Origin of the sequence: Paenibacillus sonchi (genome assembly GCF_016772475.1) — a bacterium.
In the GTDB taxonomy this organism is placed as follows: Bacteria; Bacillota; Bacilli; order Paenibacillales; family Paenibacillaceae; genus Paenibacillus_AQ; species Paenibacillus_AQ sonchi.
This window is the reverse complement of record NZ_CP068595.1, coordinates 6,439,372-6,460,560: the sequence shown is the minus strand read 5'-3', so window position 1 is coordinate 6,460,560 and position 21,189 is coordinate 6,439,372. Positions and strand designations below refer to the sequence as shown.

The window sequence follows — 21,189 nt, the reverse complement described above, 5'->3', positions numbered from 1 at the left end:
GCTTGTTTTGCATGTATCCGCTTTGATCATAGGATCAAGGCGTTTTTTTATTGTATGGGAATTTGGCAATGTCATCTCTCCAGCTTAAGAATTATGTAAGGTTCAGGTAATAAAAAAGAAAATTCTGCTGTGTACAATAAGAGCCAGGAAGACAAACGAAGAAGCCAAAGGGGATATCGGGAATGACAACCATATTGCGGACATGGGAGCTAACCAAGGAGTATCAAGGCAAAGAGGTTGTTAGCGGCGTGAACATGAATATTAAGCAAGGCGAAATTTACGGGTTCCTGGGACCGAACGGAGCGGGTAAAACCACGGTAATGAAAATGATCACCAATCTGGTGAAGCCGACAGAGGGGTTTATCGAATTTTTTGGAGTGAGCATGACAGACCATTCCTATGAATTGCTGAAGCGCATGGGCTGTATTATTGAAAATCCGGTGTTCTACGACAAGCTGACGGCGAGAGAAAATCTCCAGCTGCACGGGGAGTACATGGGGTACTACAATGTGAAGGCCATGGAAGAAGCACTGGAGCTGGTCAAGCTGAAGGATGTGGACAAAAAGCCGGTCAAGCAGTTCTCCCTGGGGATGAAGCAGCGGCTGGGCATTGCCCGGGCGCTAATGACCAAGCCGGAGCTGCTTATTCTGGATGAGCCGATCAACGGGCTGGACCCCATGGGCATCAAGGAAATGCGTGAAGTGTTCCGCATGCTGAGCCGGGAATATGGAATGACGCTGCTGATCTCCAGCCACCTTCTGGGGGAGGTTGAACAGGTTGCCGACACCATCGGCGTGATCTTTGAGGGAATTTTGCTGGAGGAAGTGGCGATGGACAGAATCCGCAGCCGGAACACGCCATACATCGAGCTGATTACCGGAGAGAGCGGCAAAGCGGTGTATGTGCTGGAGCACAAGCTGGGCCTCACCAACTTCAAGATGCTGAACCCCCGGACGATCCGCATTTACGATGCCGTGCAGCAGCTTGAACTGAATAAAGCCCTGATAGAAGCGGATGTGGAGCTGGAAAGCCTGAGTAAAAAAAATCATTCGCTGGAAGATCATTTTGTGGAACTGATGGGGTGGGGAGGCATTGCTTAATTTCATTTTTTAATTTTCAGGCAGTGAATAATCATCCGTAAGCGTCAAACAGAGGAAAGGTGAATATTGAAAATAAAATATATTAGTTGTTATAGGAAGGATGAATGAAGTGGAACTAAAAATCGGAAAAAGTATGGTGCAGTCCCTCTGGATGGCCTGGGAAAAGGTGTTTGCGCTGGGCTCACATTTTCGCGGAGCCGGTACCTCCCGTTTTGGGATTTGCAGCGTAATGCTCAAAAAACACAGAGGGAAAGCTATTATATGCCAGGACTCTACAGTGATTCATGACGGGGAATGGGTAGGAGAGCTGCACCTTGATAACGGAAGTATTCTGAAGCTGATAAAGTCCGAAGGTTCGGACCGGGCTGCACTGCGGACGGCAAGAATGCTGCGGCAATCCATGCGCCAGATCAATGAAGCCTTCGAATCGCAGTCAGAGTTCAAGCAGGTCAAGGCGCTCCTGGGGATTACGCTGCTGCACCGGGGAATCACGCATGGTCTGGGCTTTGAGCAGCAGGCGATGCAGCCGGGATTGTTCAGACGGATGACCACGATCTATCTCCGCCTGCTGTTGTCAGCATTGCACCCGGAGGGGAAAAACAGAATCGGCCAACGCACCGATCAGCTCGTCCCGATGCTGCTGATCCATTCGCGCGCTTCACTGAAAGACCGTTTTTCCCCGGACAGAAGCTGCCGGGATAAATACATATCCGCTTTAAGGAGGAACTATGCTCTCACATCTGACTATTGGAATCATCAGCATCTTTATTCTATATATGTTACTCCCCAGTCTGATTACACGGCTGGCGGGGTATGGCGTCATGCGCCGGGGGACGTCTCCCAGGGAGGTGGCTTTCACCTTTGATGATGGGCCGCATCCGGAATATACCCCCAGATTGCTGGATCTTCTGGCACAGCATAAAGTAAAAGCCACCTTTTTCGTCCTTGGTTCGCAAGCGGAACGATATCCTGAGCTGATCAGGAGAATGGACCGGGAAGGGCATCAGATTGGCATTCATAATTATATACATACCTCCAACTGGCTCATGCTGCCCGGCACCATCCGCAGGGGGCATCTGAAGCGGACTGCAGATATTGTGGAGTCAATCATCGGGACCCGGCCTGATTATTACCGTCCGCCTTGGGGATTGATCAATATGTTCGACTTCTTTCGCCTGAAGCAGTACCGGATTGTGCTGTGGTCGCTGATGGCACATGACTGGAGCCGGAAGAAATGTCAGACTTCCCTCCGCTCAACACTGTTAAACCGTATCCGGGACGGGTCTATTATTGTGCTGCATGACAGCGGAGATACGCTGGGGGCGGACGGAAATGCTCCTCATTATATGCTGCAGGCTCTGGAGGAAGTGCTGAACCAGCTGAAGGCCAGAAACCTGAAATGTGTCCGGGTGGACGAAATGGCTTAACCTGGGACAAGTGTTCCGTTTGGATGAATAAGATCATTCGCTGCGTAGGATTTCATAATTTTTGCATAAAAGCGACTTCACTGCCAAATATATTGAATTTGCATAATAAAAAAATGATAGACACAAATTTGTGAAATTTATCACGTTGTTATTATTAAAATTTTAATATATAATATGAATATACCAAAAAACAGGGGGAATTGTTGTGAAGCTAGTAAAAGGATTGATTGTTGCAGGTGTGGCGGCAGCGTTGCTGTCGGGTTGTGGAAATAATAAGGATAAAGCCAATGAAGCGGCAAGCGCAGCACCGTCTGCAAGTGCGGCGGCTGAAACTACAGATGCACAAAGCACAGCGTCCATCGTAAACCAAGCGGATGCTTTTACCAAAGCAGTAAGTGCTGAAGGCAACTGGATCGTAGCGATTCTGAATGACCTCACCGTAGACACCGATGTGGTTGTCGCCGGGGAATTCCATGACAAAGGCAAAGCAGAAAATGCCATCTACCGCAAACTGGCTCTGTATGCTCAGGATGCAGATCACAAAATCACTGCCAGCTACACACTGACTGCCCCTAAGGTGACTGTTCAGAGTGAAAACTTCAAAGTGCAGGGCGGAACAATCAAAGGTGACGTTTATGTAGAAGCCAAAGGCTTTACGCTCGACAAAACCGCAACAATCGACGGCAACCTCTACTTTAAGAGCGATGATCTGAAAACAAGTGCTGTCCTCGAAGGTAAAGTAACCGGCGAAACAGCCGTTAAATAATTCAGGTTCTGAACAACAGCTATCATTTCATCTTCTAAAAAATGCCTGTAGACCGTACCCGATTAGGGTTCAAATCTGCAGGCTTTTTTTGTATAAAAGGGACCCTCAGGTGAAATGAAATATAAGTATACTACAGAAGGCGGTCATAACGGGAGCGGAACCCTGTCAGATGCCCAGTCGCCATCCCCTATATATAATCTGGGTTCCTCCGGGGGAACGGGTCCATCGCCGACCAGAATTCTGTGGTGAACATGCACGTGGAATGGGATGGTGGTACGGAAGAAATGGAGTTGATGCCTGTAAACCCACGGAAGTAGGGCTTGGGTATCCGGGTAACAAGAGGGCTAACTAAGCTGCGACATATATTCATAAGCCGTGATTCCGAACATGCTTTTGAAATGACGGTTGAGATGGGTCAGATCGGCAAAGCCGTAATCCGCCACAGCTGCATATATATCTCTTGAATGTTCAATAGCCTGTTTGGCACGCTCCACCTTGCAGTTCAGAAAAAATTGATAAGGGGAGATGCCGGCATGGCTTTTGAACTCACGGATAAACTGATATTTGGACAGGCCAAATTCTTGACAAAGGTCATCGAGCTTCAGCACTTGATCCATGTGGGAGTTCATCATTTCTTTCGCTTTTTGCACAAAAGCATTGTTCTTCCTCCTCGGTGCGGCGATCTCCGTCTTCGACAGAAGTCCTCCCAGCCTGAACAGCAGCTCACTGGACCAAGCATCATCTGTGCCGTTGCGGATCGATTGGTTCAAGCTTAGGATGCAGGAAGCCAAATCGGCATCGTAGACAATTGGGGAGTTGAAGCGCAATTCCTGACCCCCGAGAATCTCAGCGAACAGGTCCGGTTTGATGTACAGCATTACATAATCAATGCCCTCCCTGTCATAGGAGCTGCCGTCATGATACTGTTCACGGTTGAACAGCATGACGCCATTTTTATGGGAAGCCTGAAAGCTGCCCTCCAGGTTATACTGCTGAATCCCGCGCAGGGTTACTCCGACGGCATACTCCTCATGGCAATGCTTTTTGTAAGTGAAATCGGTAAAGCTTGCTGACAAGGACAGGATATCTGCCGATTTGGCATAGTTGAATTTCTCCACGGAACTCACCTCCAAGGCTTTATAGAATCCCTGACACCATCACTGCGGAATACACGAGAAACAGTGCCATCAGGGTATTGAACAACCGGTGATGCTGCTGCAGCAAATTTTTGAAGACAGCGCCGCAAACCACCCAGGTTACAAACGCCAGAAATCCGATAACTGTAATCATCACCACAAACAGAAATGAAGCCGAAGCCGAAGGATAATAAGGCAGGACATAGCTGGGAATAACGGTTAAGGTGAACAGCAGCACCTTCGGGTTGATTAGCTGCATAAGCAGGCCTGAGGCAAAATTAGCAGTCTGCACAGGTGCGGCTTCCGCACGCCCCATCCGATAGATTTGATAGGCCAGGTAGAGCATATACAGACTGCCGACAATCTGCATGATGACCAGTATATCCGGTATTATGCCGGCAAGCACATGATTAAGCAAGGCAGAAGCGGCAAGCAGCAGACCAAAGGCGATCGTTGCTCCCCAGACGTATTCCATGGTTTTTTTGGCACCGTGATGCTGCACAGATGATAAAATAACTATATTGGTAGGCCCGGGTGTGAATGTAACCACAATACAGTAAATAATGAAGGATGCGATGTTCATAATGACCCCCTATACAAGTAGTCACATGAATATACACCCTGTTGCGGAATGGCTATAGTATATTATTGCAGCGTCCAATAAAGGAAGCACCCGTCAAATCTGTGCACGAACTGTCGGAACCGGGTCCTGAAAGGCTGTTATTCTAGGTTCGAGGGGAGGATTCAACAGCATGAACGTACTTGAGAACATGAACGATGCATTATCCTACATTGAAGATCATCTCACAGAAGAGATTGATTTTAAAGAGGTGACAAGGCGGGCATTATGCTCCGAATATCATTTCAAGCGGATGTTTTCATTCCTTGCCGGGGTGCCGCTCTCGGAGTATATCCGCCGCAGACGCCTTACGATTGCCGCATTCGAGCTGCAGCAAAGCCAGCTGCGGATCATCGACGTGGCGGTGCATGTCGGATACAGTTCACCGGATGCGTTCACGAAGGCGTTCCAGCTTTTTCATGGAGTGACTCCCTCTGAAGCGCGAGCGGGCAGTCCCTCTCTGAAGTCCTTCCCCCGGATGACTTTTCAGTTGACCATAAGAGGAGGCAGTGAAATGAATTACCGTATCGAGGAAAAAAAGGCGTTTCGTATTGTCGGGCTGAAGAAAAGGGTTCCCATTCAATTCAGCGGTGTGAACCCGGAGATTGCCGCCATGGCGCAAAGCCTGAACCTGCAGATGATCACCGAGCTGAAGCAGCTGTCGAATACCGATCCGGCGGGGATCATCAGCGCATCGGTCAATTTCTCCGAGGGCCGTATGGAAGAAAAAGGGGAGCTGGATCATTACATCGGGGTTGCTACAACACTGGAAGGTCCGGAGCCTTATGCGCAGCTTGAGGTTGCCGCTTCTACATGGGCTGTATTTGAAGCCGTCGGGCCTTTTCCGGATACTCTCCAGAATATTTGGGGCCGGATTTACTCCGAATGGTTCCCTTCTTCCAGCTACGAGCTAGTGGAGGGGCCGGAAATATTATGGAATGAGAGCCAGGACACGGCCTCGCCCACGTACAGAAGTGAAATATGGATACCTGTTCAAGCTTCGGGCCTGAATTCAGGTATCTAACCATTGGCGGTATTCTTTAACTAAAAACATTCTTTGGCTCCAGCCCTCAAGCTCAGTATGGTATGGTTAGATTGTAATCATCAACAGCAAGAGTGAGGTGTTATGGGATTGGTTCAAGCCAAGGAAGTATTGAGCAACCAGTTGCTCGCGAACGCAAATGACCCCAGCTGGTATGTGACCTTCACAGCATCCGTGCAGGGTTTAAGTGAAGAAGAGGCTGCATGGAAGGCGGATGAAGACAGCAACAGCATTGCCGAGCTGGTCCAGCATCTGCTGTACTGGAATCAGACCTGGCAGACCCGGTACCGGGAGGCCAGTGTTCATGCCGTGCCATCTGTGGAGAGCAACAACCATACGTTTGCGGTTCCCCCGGATCTTTCATTTGAGCAGCTTCAAACCCGGTTGCTGGCGGTGCTGTTGGATTGGCAGAGCCTGTTAACCGAAGCGCAGCTGGCAGAAGATGTACGCGAATTCCCCGGCAGCCAGTGGTGGGAAATCGTCGGGAATGTGACCACCCACAATGCTTACCATATCGGGCAGATCGTATTTATACGCAAGCTGCAAAAGAGCTGGAAGCGGAGTGGTCGATAGAATAAGAGATACATGAAAGAGCATCTCGATTTTACGAGGTGCTCTTTTTATACTGGTACATATCATAATAATACTTGAAAAAAATATACACTCTACCACTCAGGAAAACTTTCCTTAACCGTGATATGGAGTTCATATCCTCGATTTAAATCCACATATTTCCTCAATAACCCTTAAGTGTAATGTAAATTTCTGTCGAGAAACAGACTGTTTGTTCGCCTTTATTTAGTGTAGGCTTGATGCATACATATTGAAGGAGATGAAGGTTTGTGAAGAGTTGGAAGAGAAGATTAGGGTTGAGTGGTCTTATTTTAATTATAGCTATATCATTTTTTGGAATTCAAAAAAATACATTTGCTGCTACTGTTGGTAGTAGCCAATTAAAAAAGCCTGAGACCGGATGGAAGCGAATAATTGATTCTAATCCCCTAATTACTTATAAAGGGACATGGATACAGTATACCAATAAAGAGTACAGTACAGGATCGGCACACGCCACATTAATTGATGGATCATCGTCGTCTTTCTGGTTTAAGGGTAATAAACTGAGAGTTCTTGGATCAAGGAATTTAAATAAGTCTAAAACTATGAAAATACAGATTGATGATGCTACATATTTTTACTCTGCCTATGGAAAAGCTCAAACAGATACTTTATTATTTGAAAAGACTGGATTAGATAATACGGATCACCAAGTAACAATAACCTATCAAAAGGAGACTTCTCAAGATTTTGTTTTAAGTGCATTTGATATAAGTGATAGTGGAGCATTAATTCCAGAGCCTACAAAAGCCCCAGAGCCTTCTGCGACACCTGAACCAACTATCGATCCAACAGCGACACCAACGCCAGAACCAACCGTTGAGCCTACGGCTACACCGGAACCGACATCTGCTCCGACTACCGAACCAACTGTTGAGCCTACGGCTACACCGGAACCGACATCTGCGCCGACTACCGAACCAACCGTTGAGCCTACGGCTACACCGTCCACAACCCCGTCACCGACTCCAGAGCAGCCGACAGGCCACCGCGCAATCCTGGTTGTGACGATGAACACCGGTCTTGAGAAAGAATTTGACCTGAGCATGGAAGAAGTGAGTTCTTTTATAGATTGGTACGAGAAAAAACAGTCCGGTACAGGAACGGCATCCTATGCGATAAATAAACACAATAATAACAAAGGTCCGTTCACCAGTCGCAAAGAATATGTGATATTCGATAAGATCCTCACGTTCAGCGTGGACGAATATTCTGCAGAATAGCTTAACACAGTATTCTAACAAGAAAATAACGCAAGCACTGTGCCCTGCCAGTATTGGCGGGGTATTTTATTTATCATTCAATCATCCCCATCTCACGCAGCCGGTGCTTGATCACTTCGATTTTCCCTTTTCGTTCTTCTTTCGTTATATATTCTTCCTCCAATAATCTCAATATTTCTAAATTAATTATAAGACTGGGATTGTTTGAAATTCGCCGTAGCAGCCCAAAGAGCAAATTACACTCACTGCGCTCAAGTCCATTAATAATGCCAACTTTACTATACTGAATGTCCAGTATATCCCCAATCCGCTCATATCCTGCCAGGGTGAGACTTTTTAACATTTTGTTTACGGGAGTCCTTTTTTCACCGGGTTTTACTGCTAATTTGATATGACTAACTGGGAGTCCTTCACACGCTTTATGTATCATGAACCTGTCTCTTAAGGTGCCTTGGAGTTCTTTGGTCATCTGATATCACCTCAATAAAAATATATGGTCAACATAACATTCTCAATAAGTGAATTAATAGTTGTAAAATATTACAGTTCGTTATCGCTCCAGAATGGAGGCGCCTGCTGGATCATGAGCAGCGGACGCTGATATAATGTGAATACCTGTCATCCTGAGGGAAACCATGAAGCTGTTATTGATCAAATAAAGAGGACGAAAAGGAGCGTGTAACGACAATGGAAAATGTAAAAGAGCCTGAAGAATTAAACGCGGCAACTACTGCGCTTGTGGTGATTGACTTGCAGAACGGGATTGCCAGCATTGGTCGGGAGCTGCATCCCTATCCGGTGGAGCAGGTGATCCGTAATGCAGACAATCTGGTGAGGGCTTTTACGGAGAAAGGTGCTTTTGTGGTGCTGGTAAGAGTCTCTACACTTGACGGGAAAGATATGCTTAAACCCAAGACGGATTTGCAAGTAAGCCCGCCGCAGTACCCTGAAGGCTGGGACCAGATTGTGCCTGAATTAGCCAAATATCAGGGGACGTACACCCTTACCAAACATCAATGGGGAGCGTTTTTCGGGACAGACCTCGACCTCCAGCTCCGCCGGCGCGGGATTCGTACAATCGTACTTTGTGGTATATCTACCTCCATCGGTGTGGATACCACCGCAAGAGAAGCTTATCAACTGGGTTATGACCAGGTTTTTGTCGAAGATGCCATGGGTGCTTCCAGCCGGGAGGAACATGAGTTTGTCTGCAAAACGATCTTTTCCCGGATTGGACGGATTCGGACGAGCGCAGAAGCGGCTGCCTCATTAACATAACACGCTGGTGGAGAGGATAAGACTTTTATATGAGAACGGTCGGTAAAATAATTCTTTACTGATCGTTCTCATTATGTTAAGATGATTTCGAGAGCAGGAGATCAATTTTTTTTGATGATAATAGAATGATCGTTCCCATAAAGACCTCAATCGGCTCTAGAGAACGAATCGGAAAAGGAGAAATGGACAATGGGTAAATTGGACGGGAAAGTAGCTTTTATTACCGGAGGGAATAGCGGTATCGGGCTGGCCACTGCAAAATTATTCGTAAACGAAGGAGCTAAAGTAGTGATTACCGGACGGAACCAGGACACTCTAAATGCGGCAGTTGAGGAGCTTGGCGCTGCGAACGCACTTGGGGTTCAAGCAGACACTACTGACCCTGCAAGTCTGGAACAGGCGGTTGCGGCTGCGGTAGAGAGATTTGGTGCGCTGGATGTGGTATTTGCAAATGCCGGGATTTCAGGCTACACCCCTGTTGGGGGAACGGAGTTCTCCCTTTTCGAGAAGGTGCTGAGAACGAACGTCACAGGCGTATTTTTCACCGTTCAGGCGGCTGTTCCTCACTTGAAGGAGGGGGCTTCCGTGATCTTGAACAGCTCAGTCATGGCGAATGGGGGCAGTCCGGGCAGATCTGCCTATGCAGCCAGCAAAGGAGCGGTCAGCAGCATGGCAAGAGTGATGGTGTCAGAGCTGGCACCGCGCGGAATTCGTGTGAATACAATCTCTCCCGGGGCCACGAGGACGCCAATCTGGGGAAACTCTGAAGGTTTGGCCGCCAAAGAAGCAGGACTCACCCGTTCAGTTCCGCTGAAGCGCTTGGGCGAACCGGAGGAAATTGCTGAGGTAGCCGTATTTTTGGCATCAGATGCGGCTTCTTACGTCAACGGAGCGGATATTGGTGTCGATGGCGGTTCAGGCTCTTCTCCATTCGGAGCTCCTATCTATCAGTAAGGGATTGTCGTTCTAATGAGCACAGAACAATAAATCCGGGGATGCCTATAGGGCATCTCTTTTTGCTATTATGGGAATAGAGTGGAAGGGCTACCCACCGCCTACTCTATGCTTTTGAGAGCTTTTTCTATTTTAGCCCCGTATGTTGTTTCATTTATTTCTGGTGTACGGAATTTCGAAGCAACGCTGCTGTAATAAAAAACTAAGTAATTTCCAGCTTGATAAACAATAGGCGCGTGGGAACTCAAAAGCTGGGTGCTCTCATCAAAATGCTTTTTTCCAGCATCTCGTTCTTCTGTGGAATCAAATTCGTAAACGCTTATTATCTCCTCGTTAGGCAGTTGGTAGCTGCTGGGTTGAATGCCTTCAAGGTTCATGTTCGAAGATGAATCCGTTGGAGTAACGTTCTCTTCAATTGAACTGATGGCTTCATATGCAGAAGAATATCCTTGTTGAGATGAACATGCACTCAGAAATAAGAAGCTTATAAGTATAACAAAAAAGAATTTCTTCATGGTCTCCCCCCCATAGCAACGTTATTATTAATATAGCCAAATACATAAGCATGATCAAACAAATGTTATAATAAGGTAAATCACAGTGCAGGAGGCGAAAGGAGCATGATTACCGGGTTGTCCAGGCATTACCGCTGCTGGCCATATGCTGGGTGGCAGTGTCTTGTGACCCAGGCGGGACGCCTGAATCCGTATCTGTTGCGTTGCCCCACAAGCTGACTTCTGAGCAGGCGGGCAAGTTGATTACGGCAAACATAAATGAAGCCTCTTCCCGAAATGGTACGGCTCATTGGACCGACATCACACCCCCGGATATTTGGGAGCAAACCGGGCATCAGCTTTTTAAAAATATAGAAGAGACTTAAAGGCATGGATAATAACAAAGCCAGTTTCGATGTATTGCGTACATACCCCACGACTAAGGATATTGAGAAAATGACTCTAGTAAAAGAAGGGGAACTGGTATGGGAAAATAGTGAATTCTTTAATATTCCTGAAAAATGAACCTAAGTGAATGAGAGAATAACGAATGCGGATTAGGGGGATATCCTTGTTTCATCCTGTAAGTCTTTTGGTACCGCTGTTGATTCTGCTGCCCAATCTGCTGTTTTTCCAATTTGAACCTCAGAACATGCCTGACAGGACAACAAGAAATCGCCTTTTTACCGGGGCTGAATTCATCGGGCGGATGGGAGTGATTATTGTTCCGCTTTTTTATTCCCTGCATATGCAGATCGGGTTGGAGGTCCTTGCACTGATTGTTATGCTGCTTTCGCTGGGCATTTACTATTACGGTTGGGGCAGATATTTCAGGAATGGAAGACCATACAGGCTGTTGTTTACACCGCTTATGGGGATTCCCGTACCTCTGGCGTTAAGCCCGGTTCTTTATTTTCTGTCTGCTTCCGTAATCCTGCACTCCGGCTATTTATTAATCTTCAGCCTTATTCTTGGAGCGGGGCATATTCCCGCCAGTCTAAGTGACTATCGAAGAAATGCGTAAAACTTAATAGAATAGTAATCCGGCTGTGACCCGACTAAGAGCTGCACATTTCATGGTTTAGTTTATCTTTACAGTGACATGGGAATAGATTGGGAGGAAAAATGATGCGGAAAGGTTTACTTTTGAAAACACACTGGATTGCAGCAGTTGTATTGATGGCCTTGGCAGGGATATGGGGCTCCGGCATAAGCGAAGGCAGCGGTTCAAAAATCAAACCTGGCACTGTCTACACACGCAACTCGGCAGGAGAGCAGGTGATTGCCTATAATGCGGGCCATTTGTATACGCAGGATAAGGATGGTCATGTCATAATTTCATACAATAACGGCAAATCCAAGGTGAAGGCTCCGCTAACCTTGAATCCGGGTTATGACGAGGAGTCGGGTATGAGCGCAGATGGATCAGGGTTCTTTATTTCCACGGATAAAACAGCCATTGTGTATGGAGGCTCCAGGGCAATTCCGGTTCAGGTGCTTATTACCAACGATCAGGGGAAGACCTGGAATACCTACCCGGTGACCAAAGAGATCACAGGCACCACCAAAAACATCGGGTTCATTACCCGAAATGACGGCTGGATGGTACTCAGCAGCTTCAAAGGGATGGGCAGTGAAGACCATTATCTCTACAAAACGAGGGATGGCGGGAAGACCTGGAGCGAAGTGAAGGGAAACGCCAATGAAGTGTATGCAAGAGTATTAACCGGAGCAGGCTTTGCAAATGACAAGATCGGTTTTATGGGGTTCAGATATGAGACGGACTTCCAGCCGGCCGTTTGCTGGACGCAGGATGGAGGTAAAAGCTGGACCAAGCTTCATCTCAAACTGCCTGGCGGCTTTGAAGAGTATAGCCTGACGCCGCTGTCTCCGGTATTCGATGGTGCACGGGGACAGTTCCCGGTACAGCTCAGCAAGGATGGCGCGAGTAACGTTGTGGGTACGATATATTTGACCAGCAGCAATTACGGCAAGACATGGAAGTATCAAAAGCTGGTGCGAAACCTGAGTCCATAGGGTAAAGGGGCTGTCCCAAAAGTAGTTTTTCTACTAGTAGAGACAGCCCCTTCTCATTTTCAAAACCACATGTTCATAAAAACGGGTACCCGACAGGTAATCACCTGCGGATACTCGTTTTTTGTTTAACTATAGGATTGGAAGCGTTAGCTGAGCTGTTCTAAGCTGCTGATTGCTGAATCGAGTCTGAAAGATCCTCCTGGCGAATAGATATAGGTGATGCGGGTTTTAGTTGAATGACCCATACCTGTCACTAAAGGGGGAATTAGTATGCATCCGTCTGCAATCTATGCTGCAACAGTGGATTCCCATACCTTTGCAACATTTAGAGCACTTGTTGAGGCAATTATTCCTGATTCACCAGTGTCTGCCACATATTCGCCAGAGCTGACTGCAGGAGCAGCTGATTTGTGCATTCACGAGTATATGATCTGGGAGCTGGACCACAGCCTTTCCCTTGTACTGGGATTTGGTTTGACGGACATTCCATTGTCTTGTTCCACCGCAGGATTGCTTAATGTTGGTGCCGTCCATTTAGCCGCCTCAAGACAGCTGCAGCATCCTCCTAATCCTCTTCTCTGGGAGAGCGGACCATTCACTGCAATATCCCGGAATGACCGGATTAGTGTTCTCGCCATGCTGGAGCAAGGGAATATCGATCCTGGAGTTTTGCCTCCTCCATACCGGAACGATTTGGGGTTTACCCGGTATATGATTGACTTTCTTAACCGGCAAACGATGTTTGGCAACTATTCGGAGTGGTCGGCATACGGGACGACCCGGCTAAGGACACCGACCGAACGAAGGCTGGAATATTTCCCGGTCTCATGGAAGCAGGCGGAATATCCCGGAGTTGTGCCGGGCTACAGGGCGCTCCTTGGCTACATGCTGACCATCGAACGCAAGGGAGGGGAATCCACCATTGTATGATGCAGATGCAATGTTCGATGCCGACGTAATCGTTATTGGGTCCGGCGGTGGAGGCGCCGTTGCGGCGAAGGAGCTTGGAGAAGCAGGATTGAAAGTGCTGGTATTGGAAGCCGGCCCATGGTACGGAAACAAACAATGGGCGAATCCGAACAGCGAGCGGGGCGGAGAGTGGAGCTCCGATTATAAGGATTTGGATGTAGGGATATACAAGAAGATCTTCAATGCATATGAAAACAATATGAATGATTTGGTGTCCGGCGTATTCCGTTTTGGGCCTGCCGACCGCCGCCGTACACCTTGGCACCGGGTCATGCGCCAGAAAGGTGAAATCTGGCAGCTATCTGGAGTAGGGGGAACGACCCAGCTTTATTGGTCGCAGTCACCGCGCGCTTTCCCCCTTGCGGTCGACAATATTTGGCCGATCAGCTATCGGGAGCTGATTCCTTATTACGAAAAGGCCGAAGCCACGCTGCCGGTCCAGTTCGCGCCTACAACGCCCAAAGAAGAGCTATTTTACTACGGTGCCAAAAAAGCAGGCTGGCCGCTGATTCCGACGTTGAACGTTACGACTCCGGGGTACCGCCCGAATCCGAATGCCATTCTGCCAACCAACGAACATCTGATGGACCAGAGTTACTCGCTCGAGCAATTATCCAACATGGAAGGCTGCACCCTGAAGGGAAACTGCGTCAACGGATGCACGACCGGTTCTTCGGTAGACAAAATTGCCAAACGAAGTACCCTTGTCAGCTACGTTCCACTCGCACTCAAAACCGGAAACGTTGCAATCCGGCCGAACTCCTTCGTGATCAAGCTCTTGACGGCGCAAGATCCGAAAGAAGGACTTCGCGCAACTGGTGTGCAGTTTCGGGATACATGGACGGGAGAAATCGGCGAGTTAACGGCTAGAACGGTTGTTATGGCCGCTGGCTGCATCGAATCTCCGCGTCTCTGGCTGAATTCGGGATTACCCTATAATGAATGGGTGGGAAGAGGACTAACCAATCATTGCTTTGACTGGGTTGCAGGCGTTTTCGATGAAAAGGATCTAATGCGCATTATGGGCCTGCCGGCTGTCTATCCGTACGCCGGACATACTTCGGGGGCCAGGGTTGATATTCCGGGAACCGGTATTTTTCAAGTCTCTTGCCTAAGCCCGGGGCTAATGTCCTTCTTGACCTATGGGTTCAGTGAAGCGGGATATGACGCTCTTAATCCGCCGGAGCCGGGAGCGCCGTGGGATATTCACGGCCGTGTCGTCGGTCCTCAGCTCAAAGAGCTGATGATGAACTATTCCCGGACGATGAGCATACTGATCCTTACGGATGACGAGACACTCTATCGTAACAGGGTACAGGTCGATCCACTCCTGAAAGACGAGAACGGTCCGATTCCGATCATGTATTATACCCCTAGCCCGAAGACACTGAAGAGGAGGGATCAACTGGCGAGATACGCTTCGGAAACGCTGAAGCAAGCCGGTGCCAGAAAGATTATCCGTTCAGATACCCCCTTTGGCTCCATGATCCATCTCGAAAGCACGATGCGGATGGGATATGTCACCGATACGAACTGTGAGGCTTATCAAGTGAGGCGCCTGTTCATAGCCGACAACAGTGTGCATTTCAATGGCATCGGCGGCCCTAACCCTACTCTCACGACACAAGCGCTGGCTACCCGGACGGCAGAGAAGATTGTCACTAAGTATTTCAGCTAACCACCCATTGCGGTGGCATAATACAGGACGGCTCCTGATAAAGCGATAATAAGCAAAAAGGCGGCTGCTTTTCCGAGCACTTTCATTTTTCTTGCACCCCTTCCATATGCATTCTTTTGTTATGCATGAAGTATGCACAGCGGCAGGGAAAATATACCTTAATGGAGCCCCACCAAGGGACTATCTCAAATGCTTTGGAAAAAGCATAAGGGGATAGCCCCTTTTTTGAAATTCAATAATTTATTTCTGTATCGCTGCTTCGGAAGCATATGCTCCTTTTTAAGGACGGCATAGCCGTTTTCACTTGCCTCTAACTCATGGTATTTTATTCCGAATAATCCAATAATGGATGGGGAAGATTATGTTTTGATAGGAGGAGCATATGAGAACGAAAAAAGAGTAACTGATCCTTTCGGAAACAAACTGAAAGAATTAGATAAAATAATTGAGTTGAAGATTTCCAGCGAACTGGATGACAATGAAACGGCCCTCGCTCAATTGTTTGCCAATTGCTCCGATCTAGTCGTGCGCAAACTTCATATGTTTGGCTCCATTCCGGGTATGGTCGTTTATCTGGATGTATTAGTTGACGATCAACTTTGGGATGACGGTTTCTTGGAGCCTTTGATGCAGCCCGAAGCAGCGTCCAGCAGCAGCTCCTCCCACATCTATGAAATACTGAACTTCAAATTGGCTTCCATCGTACAACCCCGTATCGCCGCGAATATGAATGAAGTCGTTCAAAGCATCGTTAGGGGAGAAGTCGTTCTATTCACCCAATCCTCCACGGAGGCGTTCTCCTTTGGGCTCAAAGGCAAGCTGCATCGTCCGCTTGAGGAACCGGCAACGGAGGCAGTCATTCGCGGTCCGCGATACGGTTTTATCGAGAAACTCGACATCAACCTTGCCCTCATTCGCCATCGGCTCCGGACGCCCCGGCTAAAGACGGAGAAGCTCTCTGCAGGAAGGCTTTCCCAGACTGACGTGATGATTGTATACATTGAAAATCTAGCAGAACAAAGCGTAGTTGAAGAGGTGAAAAAACGGATATCCAGCATCGATATGGACAGTGTGCTGGAATCCGGCTATATCGAGGAAATGATTAGCGACCGTCCCTATTCACCCTTTCCCCTGATGCAGGCAACTCAACGGCCCGATTTGGTTTCAGGTTCTCTGATCGAAGGTAAAATTGCGGTCCTGATTGACGGTTCGCCGAATGTGCTCGTTCTCCCGATCACATTCTGGTTTGGTTTTCAGACAGCCGAGGACTATTATACTAATTTCATATACGTTACGATGCTACGATGGCTCAGATATCTGTTTGCCTTTTTAGCGATGGCGCTCCCTGCCATATTTATTGCGATCACGACCTTCCATCAGGAAATGATCCCGACAAGCTTGGCCCTCAGCCTTGCAGCGGCGCGGGAAGTTGTCCCCTTTCCAGCAATAGCGGAAGGATTGATCATGGAAATTACCTTTGAGGCGCTGCGCGAGGCAGGTATCCGCCTTCCCCGTCCAGTAGGCCAGACGATCAGCATTGTGGGCGCACTTGTCATTGGACAGGCTGCCGTTCAGGCAGGTATTATTTCCGCTCCCCAGATCATCGTCGTATCCGTTACAGGTATTGCTTCCTTTCTCATCCCGAACCCGGGCATGAGCCAGGCGATCAGTATTATACGGTTTCCGCTTATGCTTCTCGCTGCAAGCTTCGGTCTGTATGGAGTTGGGATTGGCTTGATTTGCGTCTTGATCCATCTGGTAACCCTGAAATCCTTCGGTGTTCCCTATATGACACCAATTGCACCGTTTAACCCCACAGGACTAACGGATACTTTGATCCGTGCCCCATGGCGGGTAATGCGGAGGCGTCAAAAGCAAACACAGCGAAGAATGGAGTGAAAGGAGCAAATGACCAGAATACTCCGGACATTCAGGTTCCTGGTTATTTTCGTTATTCTCGGATTGACGACCGGCTGCTGGGACCGCAATGAAATGGACGATCTCGCTTTGGTTATAGCAAGCGGAATTGATCTTACAGATGACGGACAGCTCGAAATCACCCTTCAGATCGCCCTTCCAACGGGAATCCCCAGTGCCGTACAGTCCGGGGGAGCGGCAAGAAATCAGTCATCGTCATCTCGGCCAGCGGGAGGAACTCATCGGAAGTGACAGGGAAACTGCAGCAGCAATTGTCTCGTGCCATCTATTTTGGGCATAGAGGCGTCATCATTTTCGGAGAACAATTCGCCCGGCATGGTATCAATCAGGTAGTGGATACATTTACCAGATTTCCTGAGAGCCGCTCCAATAGTTATGTGCTAACAACTTATGGAGGGACAGCCAAAGAAATTTTGAACACCCCCTATCAGCTTGAACTCATTCCGGGTATCGGTATCAACAAAATTCAATCCAGCAAATTAAGCTTTCCTGTCAAAATCGACGAATTCTTGAATGCTCTATCCTCACAAGACAGATCACCGGTTACCGCTGCCATAAGGGTCATTCATAAAGATACTGATAAGGAAACGTTCACGATTGACCGGGCTGCAGTTTACCATAGAAATCAACTATCCGGATACTTGTCATCCGACGAATTAAAACTATTGCGCTGGTGGACAGGGCGGGGACACCATTTGAGGTTTACTGTGCAAGTGGAACCTGAGAACGAACAATACGGAGGGGCCGTAGGTGTTGAACTGCTGCAAAGCGGCATGAAAATGCACTTGGTAATCAAGAATGGCCTCCCCGAAGTAAAGGTCTCGTTACATGCCACCGTCCGGGTGATCGATAACGATTCGAAGCTGGACCTGAGCAAAGTGAATCATATGAAACATGTCGAAACCTTGTTGTCGAAGCAAATTCAAAGCGAGGCAGAGAGCATGTTAACGCATGTGCAAAAAGTGCTCCAGTCGGATATCCTCGGCATCGGAGAGGATGTCCACATCGAGTATCCGTATGCCTGGAAAAAAATGAAGGATGAATGGCTTGATATTTTTCCTGAGGTTCCCGTGACTGTCGATGCCCACATCAAGATTGAACGAACGGGCAAAACGCACTCCCCCGCACATAAAGAAAAAACGGACTGACTATCAACCGGAAGAGGGCTCTTTGCGATGAAGATGAAATTGAAGGGTATACAGGTTTTCTGGATCATCCTTATCATGGATCTCGGGATGACATTGGTCATGACGGTCACCCCAAGCCTACAGGCAAAACAGGATGCGTGGATTTCCGTTATCGTTGCCGGAGGTATCGCTACGCTGATCGCACTCTTGGCGACGCAAGCCGCAAAGCTATACCCTGGGCAGACGTTTTTTGAATACAGTCATTTGATTCTTGGAAAATGGATCGGCAAAGCTGTAATCGTAATTTATTTGGTTCAATGGTATACGATTACTCCGATAATTCTCCGCCAATTCTCCGATTTGGTCCAAGTCATGCTGCTTCACGGGACACCGAAAGAAGCGGTCATGCTTCTGATGATCTTCGTGATTGTCTATGCAAACTACGCAGGCGGAATTGAAGGCATTGCCCGCTGCGGCGAGGTTCTGGGGCCGATCATCTTGCTCATGATTGGCCTTGTCCTGATCGCTAGCGCCAACAATATCCAATGGAGGAACATCCTCCCGGTCTATGCGGATAGCGGAATGACGGGAATACTGGGTGGAGCGCTGGCACCAGCCTCCTACCTCGGTCATTCTGTTGAATACCTTATGTTTGCCGCATTTTTGACCCAGCAGCGCAAGGGGGCGTTGTACACGTTCGGGGCCGTCTTGGCCTCGGTATTCTTTGTACTGATAACAACGCTGATGGTGATCTTCACTTTAGGGGTCAATCTTTCCTCTAACACGTGGTACCCTTTTTTCGAAATGACCAAAAAAATATCACTGTTCGGCTTTATCGATAATTTCGATGCGATTCCGGTCGTCATATGGCTCGCCAGCGTATTCGTCAAATTTGCTGTAATGCTCTTCCTGATGAGCTATGGCACCGCCCAATTTTTGCATGTCCGCAACTGGAGGAACCTGATTTGGTACATTGCCCCGGTTATGTTTGTATTTGCGTTAATTCCCCAAGATGTAACGGAGGCGACTTCAAATTATTTGCAGCGTTACTGGGTGCCGTTTGCGATGCCGGTGAATATGCTCGGCTTGCCCTTACTCTTGCTTGTAGTAGGTAAATGGAGACAAAGGAAACGGCCGGCTGCTGCGGATCATGCTTAAAACCGTATGTTCAGAGGAGAACAGAGGGCTATCCCAAGCAGCCATTTCATGGCTTTTGGGACAGCCCTTTTACTTTTAACAGCTTAATTTTTCTAATGGAGTTTCATAAAATCAATCACTGCCAAACTTAAGCAGGAGGACGTCATAATCGTTGTTGGACAGATACGAACCGGTAACAACATATCCGCCATCACTGGTAGCTGCGACGCTTCTGCCTATTTCGCCTGTGTCGCCAAAACTATAGGTATTCGACCATTGCGTGTTTCCGGCGCCGTCAATTTTCAACATCAGCAGATCTTCCTTGTACACGGCAGGAGTAATAAACCCTGTCACTACAAAGTTGCCATCCTTTGCAAGCTTGATGTCATTGGCAAAATCGCCGTTGGTCGCATGGAACTGCCGGCTCCAGCTTTGACTGCCGGACGTACTGACTTTGGTAACAAAGATATTATAAACTTGAGGATTATTGGGTAGATCAATATTATTGATGGACCCGGCTGCCACATAACCGCTTGAGGTTGCAGCAACGCCGTTCAGCATGGAATAGCGGTCCAGCGTAGATTCAAATACAGTGTTTCCGCTTCCATTTACTTTCACCATTAAGCCATACATCCGTTGAGCCGTTCCCGGATTAATAATTTCGGAGACCGTTTTATATCCGACTGCTACATAACCGCCATCCGGTGTCACAGCCACCCCGTAAAAACGGTCCTCAAGGTTATCCTTGCCGAAGGTCCGGGTCCATTGGATATTGCCGTTTGTATCTACCTTCAGCATATAAGCGTCGTTGGAATTACTGCTGCTTTCCTTGGTGCCGACAACGATATATCCACCGTCAGTGCCAAGCTCCATAGCCTGGGCCTCTTCCTTGACCGGCCCTCCGTAGGTTTTCGACCATTGAACCGTACCGCTTGCATCGGTCTTGATCAGAACGACATCTGAAGAGCCGCTGGCATTGCTTGTCCCGGCAATCATATAACCGCCATCGCTGGTTGCCCGCACTTCAGCTCCAGATTCGGCTCCTTTTCCCCCGTAAGCGTATGCCCACTGCAGAGTTTGAGCAGCGTCTGTCTTGGCAAATATGATATCTTCATTTCCATTCACGGTGGTTGAGCCGGTGTACACGTAGCCGCCATCGCTCGTTTGCACGACGGAATAACCGAAATCACGTGGCGAGAAATTATAATTTTTGGCTGCTTGCAGCTGAGGCGGCAGCAGACTTGCCGCTTGCTGGGATGGTATTGCCTTTTGGCCCGTATCTACTGAATTGCTCTGATCCAACAAATCAATAACTTTAATATCAGCCTTCTGTGCAATTTCTTGACTTTCGCTTTGTGGAAGAATGTTGTTGGCTGGAAGTTGGGCTTCCTCTGCAAATGCTAATTGCGACGAAAACAACATAGTGACGGCCAGTGACGAGATAACAGAAATTGACTTTCGCATAACCAAACACCTCCAAGTTTTATTTTTAACACTAAGGGAAATATTCCCAAATCAATTCTATTCTTTTTTTATGATAAATCTACCATCTATATTATAATAATTGAATATTTTGTTAAATTTACAAATATAGAGGTGTCGTTTGGACAATAAAAAAACCACCTCGATTACGAAGTGGGCTTTGCTGC

23 protein-coding genes are annotated in these 21,189 nt (G+C 47.9%); 18 read left to right on the top strand and 5 right to left on the bottom strand.

Annotation, left to right across the window (positions count from 1 at the left end):
• Positions 1 to 182: 182 nt before the first annotated feature.
• The 4 genes from JI735_RS29010 to JI735_RS28995 all read left to right on the top strand — a co-directional run bounded on the left by JI735_RS29010 (position 183) and on the right by JI735_RS28995 (position 3,293).
• Positions 183 to 1,100, top strand: coding sequence for an ABC transporter ATP-binding protein (locus tag JI735_RS29010; protein WP_202676669.1), 918 nt, complete (start codon positions 183 to 185; stop codon positions 1,098 to 1,100).
• Between the two features lie 109 nt (positions 1,101 to 1,209).
• Positions 1,210 to 1,965 carry a YkoP family protein gene (locus JI735_RS29005; RefSeq protein WP_325175650.1) on the top strand — a complete coding sequence of 252 codons (756 nt, stop codon included), beginning with the start codon at positions 1,210 to 1,212 and terminating at the stop codon, positions 1,963 to 1,965.
• Positions 1,877 to 2,527: a polysaccharide deacetylase family protein gene (locus JI735_RS29000; protein ID WP_233476100.1), complete on the top strand. Its 651-nt coding sequence runs from the start codon at positions 1,877 to 1,879 to the stop codon at positions 2,525 to 2,527. Before JI735_RS29005 ends, JI735_RS29000 begins: the two co-directional genes overlap by 89 nt.
• 205 nt (positions 2,528 to 2,732) lie before the next feature.
• Positions 2,733 to 3,293: a polymer-forming cytoskeletal protein gene (locus tag JI735_RS28995; RefSeq protein WP_039837739.1), complete on the top strand. Its 561-nt coding sequence runs from the start codon at positions 2,733 to 2,735 to the stop codon at positions 3,291 to 3,293.
• A 344-nt stretch (positions 3,294 to 3,637) separates the two neighbouring features.
• Here JI735_RS28995 and JI735_RS28990 read toward each other — a convergent pair whose 3' ends face one another.
• Both JI735_RS28990 and JI735_RS28985 read right to left on the bottom strand, forming a co-directional pair.
• On the bottom strand, positions 3,638 to 4,411 hold the full coding sequence (locus tag JI735_RS28990; protein WP_039837737.1) for an AraC family transcriptional regulator: 774 nt from the start codon (positions 4,409 to 4,411) through the stop codon (positions 3,638 to 3,640).
• A gap of 19 nt (positions 4,412 to 4,430) precedes the next feature.
• Positions 4,431 to 5,012: a LysE family translocator gene (locus JI735_RS28985; RefSeq protein WP_039837736.1), complete on the bottom strand. Its 582-nt coding sequence runs from the start codon at positions 5,010 to 5,012 to the stop codon at positions 4,431 to 4,433.
• A 169-nt stretch (positions 5,013 to 5,181) separates the two neighbouring features.
• Between JI735_RS28985 and JI735_RS28980 the strand changes: the two genes are divergently transcribed.
• From JI735_RS28980 to JI735_RS28970, 3 genes are all read left to right on the top strand, one after another.
• Positions 5,182 to 6,072, top strand: a complete 891-nt coding sequence (locus tag JI735_RS28980; RefSeq protein ID WP_039837735.1) for an AraC family transcriptional regulator — start codon at positions 5,182 to 5,184, stop codon at positions 6,070 to 6,072.
• 108 nt (positions 6,073 to 6,180) lie between these two features.
• The gene (locus JI735_RS28975) at positions 6,181 to 6,663 is read left to right on the top strand and encodes a DinB family protein (protein WP_085979306.1); all 483 of its coding nucleotides are present in this window, start codon (positions 6,181 to 6,183) and stop codon (positions 6,661 to 6,663) included.
• Between the two features lie 269 nt (positions 6,664 to 6,932).
• Positions 6,933 to 7,928 (top strand): hypothetical protein, encoded by a 996-nt coding sequence (locus JI735_RS28970; protein WP_051052094.1) that lies wholly within the window; start codon positions 6,933 to 6,935, stop codon positions 7,926 to 7,928.
• A gap of 73 nt (positions 7,929 to 8,001) precedes the next feature.
• Here the strand turns inward: JI735_RS28970 and JI735_RS28965 are convergent, their stop codons facing one another.
• A complete protein-coding gene (locus tag JI735_RS28965) occupies positions 8,002 to 8,397 on the bottom strand; it encodes a hypothetical protein (protein ID WP_039837733.1) in 396 nt (131 codons plus the stop codon).
• A gap of 218 nt (positions 8,398 to 8,615) precedes the next feature.
• Between JI735_RS28965 and JI735_RS28960 the strand changes: the two genes are divergently transcribed.
• Both JI735_RS28960 and JI735_RS28955 read left to right on the top strand, forming a co-directional pair.
• Positions 8,616 to 9,206: an isochorismatase family protein gene (locus tag JI735_RS28960; RefSeq protein WP_039837732.1), complete on the top strand. Its 591-nt coding sequence runs from the start codon at positions 8,616 to 8,618 to the stop codon at positions 9,204 to 9,206.
• Positions 9,207 to 9,395: 189 nt separating this feature from the next.
• Positions 9,396 to 10,160 (top strand): SDR family NAD(P)-dependent oxidoreductase, encoded by a 765-nt coding sequence (locus JI735_RS28955; protein WP_039837730.1) that lies wholly within the window; start codon positions 9,396 to 9,398, stop codon positions 10,158 to 10,160.
• A gap of 101 nt (positions 10,161 to 10,261) precedes the next feature.
• On the opposite strand, the gene JI735_RS28950 is transcribed toward JI735_RS28955, so the two are convergent.
• Complete coding sequence (locus JI735_RS28950; protein ID WP_039837728.1) at positions 10,262 to 10,675, bottom strand: hypothetical protein; 414 nt, start codon at positions 10,673 to 10,675, stop codon at positions 10,262 to 10,264.
• 369 nt (positions 10,676 to 11,044) lie between these two features.
• Between JI735_RS28950 and JI735_RS37085 the strand changes: the two genes are divergently transcribed.
• From JI735_RS37085 to JI735_RS28910, 9 genes are all read left to right on the top strand, one after another.
• Positions 11,045 to 11,179 carry a hypothetical protein gene (locus JI735_RS37085; RefSeq protein ID WP_267919018.1) on the top strand — a complete coding sequence of 45 codons (135 nt, stop codon included), beginning with the start codon at positions 11,045 to 11,047 and terminating at the stop codon, positions 11,177 to 11,179.
• A 46-nt stretch (positions 11,180 to 11,225) separates the two neighbouring features.
• Positions 11,226 to 11,678, top strand: coding sequence for a hypothetical protein (locus JI735_RS28945; RefSeq protein WP_039837726.1), 453 nt, complete (start codon positions 11,226 to 11,228; stop codon positions 11,676 to 11,678).
• Between the two features lie 104 nt (positions 11,679 to 11,782).
• Complete coding sequence (locus JI735_RS28940; RefSeq protein WP_039837723.1) at positions 11,783 to 12,691, top strand: WD40/YVTN/BNR-like repeat-containing protein; 909 nt, start codon at positions 11,783 to 11,785, stop codon at positions 12,689 to 12,691.
• A 270-nt stretch (positions 12,692 to 12,961) separates the two neighbouring features.
• Entirely contained in the window at positions 12,962 to 13,621 is a 660-nt protein-coding gene (locus JI735_RS28935) for a hypothetical protein (protein ID WP_039837722.1), read from the top strand.
• Positions 13,622 to 13,631: 10 nt separating this feature from the next.
• Positions 13,632 to 15,338 (top strand): GMC family oxidoreductase N-terminal domain-containing protein, encoded by a 1,707-nt coding sequence (locus tag JI735_RS28930; protein WP_039837743.1) that lies wholly within the window; start codon positions 13,632 to 13,634, stop codon positions 15,336 to 15,338.
• A gap of 345 nt (positions 15,339 to 15,683) precedes the next feature.
• A complete protein-coding gene (locus JI735_RS28925) occupies positions 15,684 to 17,237 on the top strand; it encodes a spore germination protein (protein WP_202676668.1) in 1,554 nt (517 codons plus the stop codon).
• A gap of 9 nt (positions 17,238 to 17,246) precedes the next feature.
• The gene (locus JI735_RS28920) at positions 17,247 to 17,507 is read left to right on the top strand and encodes a Ger(x)C family spore germination protein (RefSeq protein WP_202676667.1); all 261 of its coding nucleotides are present in this window, start codon (positions 17,247 to 17,249) and stop codon (positions 17,505 to 17,507) included.
• The gene (locus tag JI735_RS28915; RefSeq protein WP_233476099.1) at positions 17,504 to 18,424 is read left to right on the top strand and encodes a Ger(x)C family spore germination protein; all 921 of its coding nucleotides are present in this window, start codon (positions 17,504 to 17,506) and stop codon (positions 18,422 to 18,424) included. Before JI735_RS28920 ends, JI735_RS28915 begins: the two co-directional genes overlap by 4 nt.
• A 27-nt stretch (positions 18,425 to 18,451) precedes the next feature.
• A complete protein-coding gene (locus JI735_RS28910; protein WP_039837719.1) occupies positions 18,452 to 19,561 on the top strand; it encodes a GerAB/ArcD/ProY family transporter in 1,110 nt (369 codons plus the stop codon).
• A gap of 111 nt (positions 19,562 to 19,672) precedes the next feature.
• On the opposite strand, the gene JI735_RS28905 is transcribed toward JI735_RS28910, so the two are convergent.
• Entirely contained in the window at positions 19,673 to 21,004 is a 1,332-nt protein-coding gene (locus JI735_RS28905) for a hypothetical protein (protein ID WP_039837718.1), read from the bottom strand.
• Between the last annotated feature and the right edge of the window lie 185 nt (positions 21,005 to 21,189).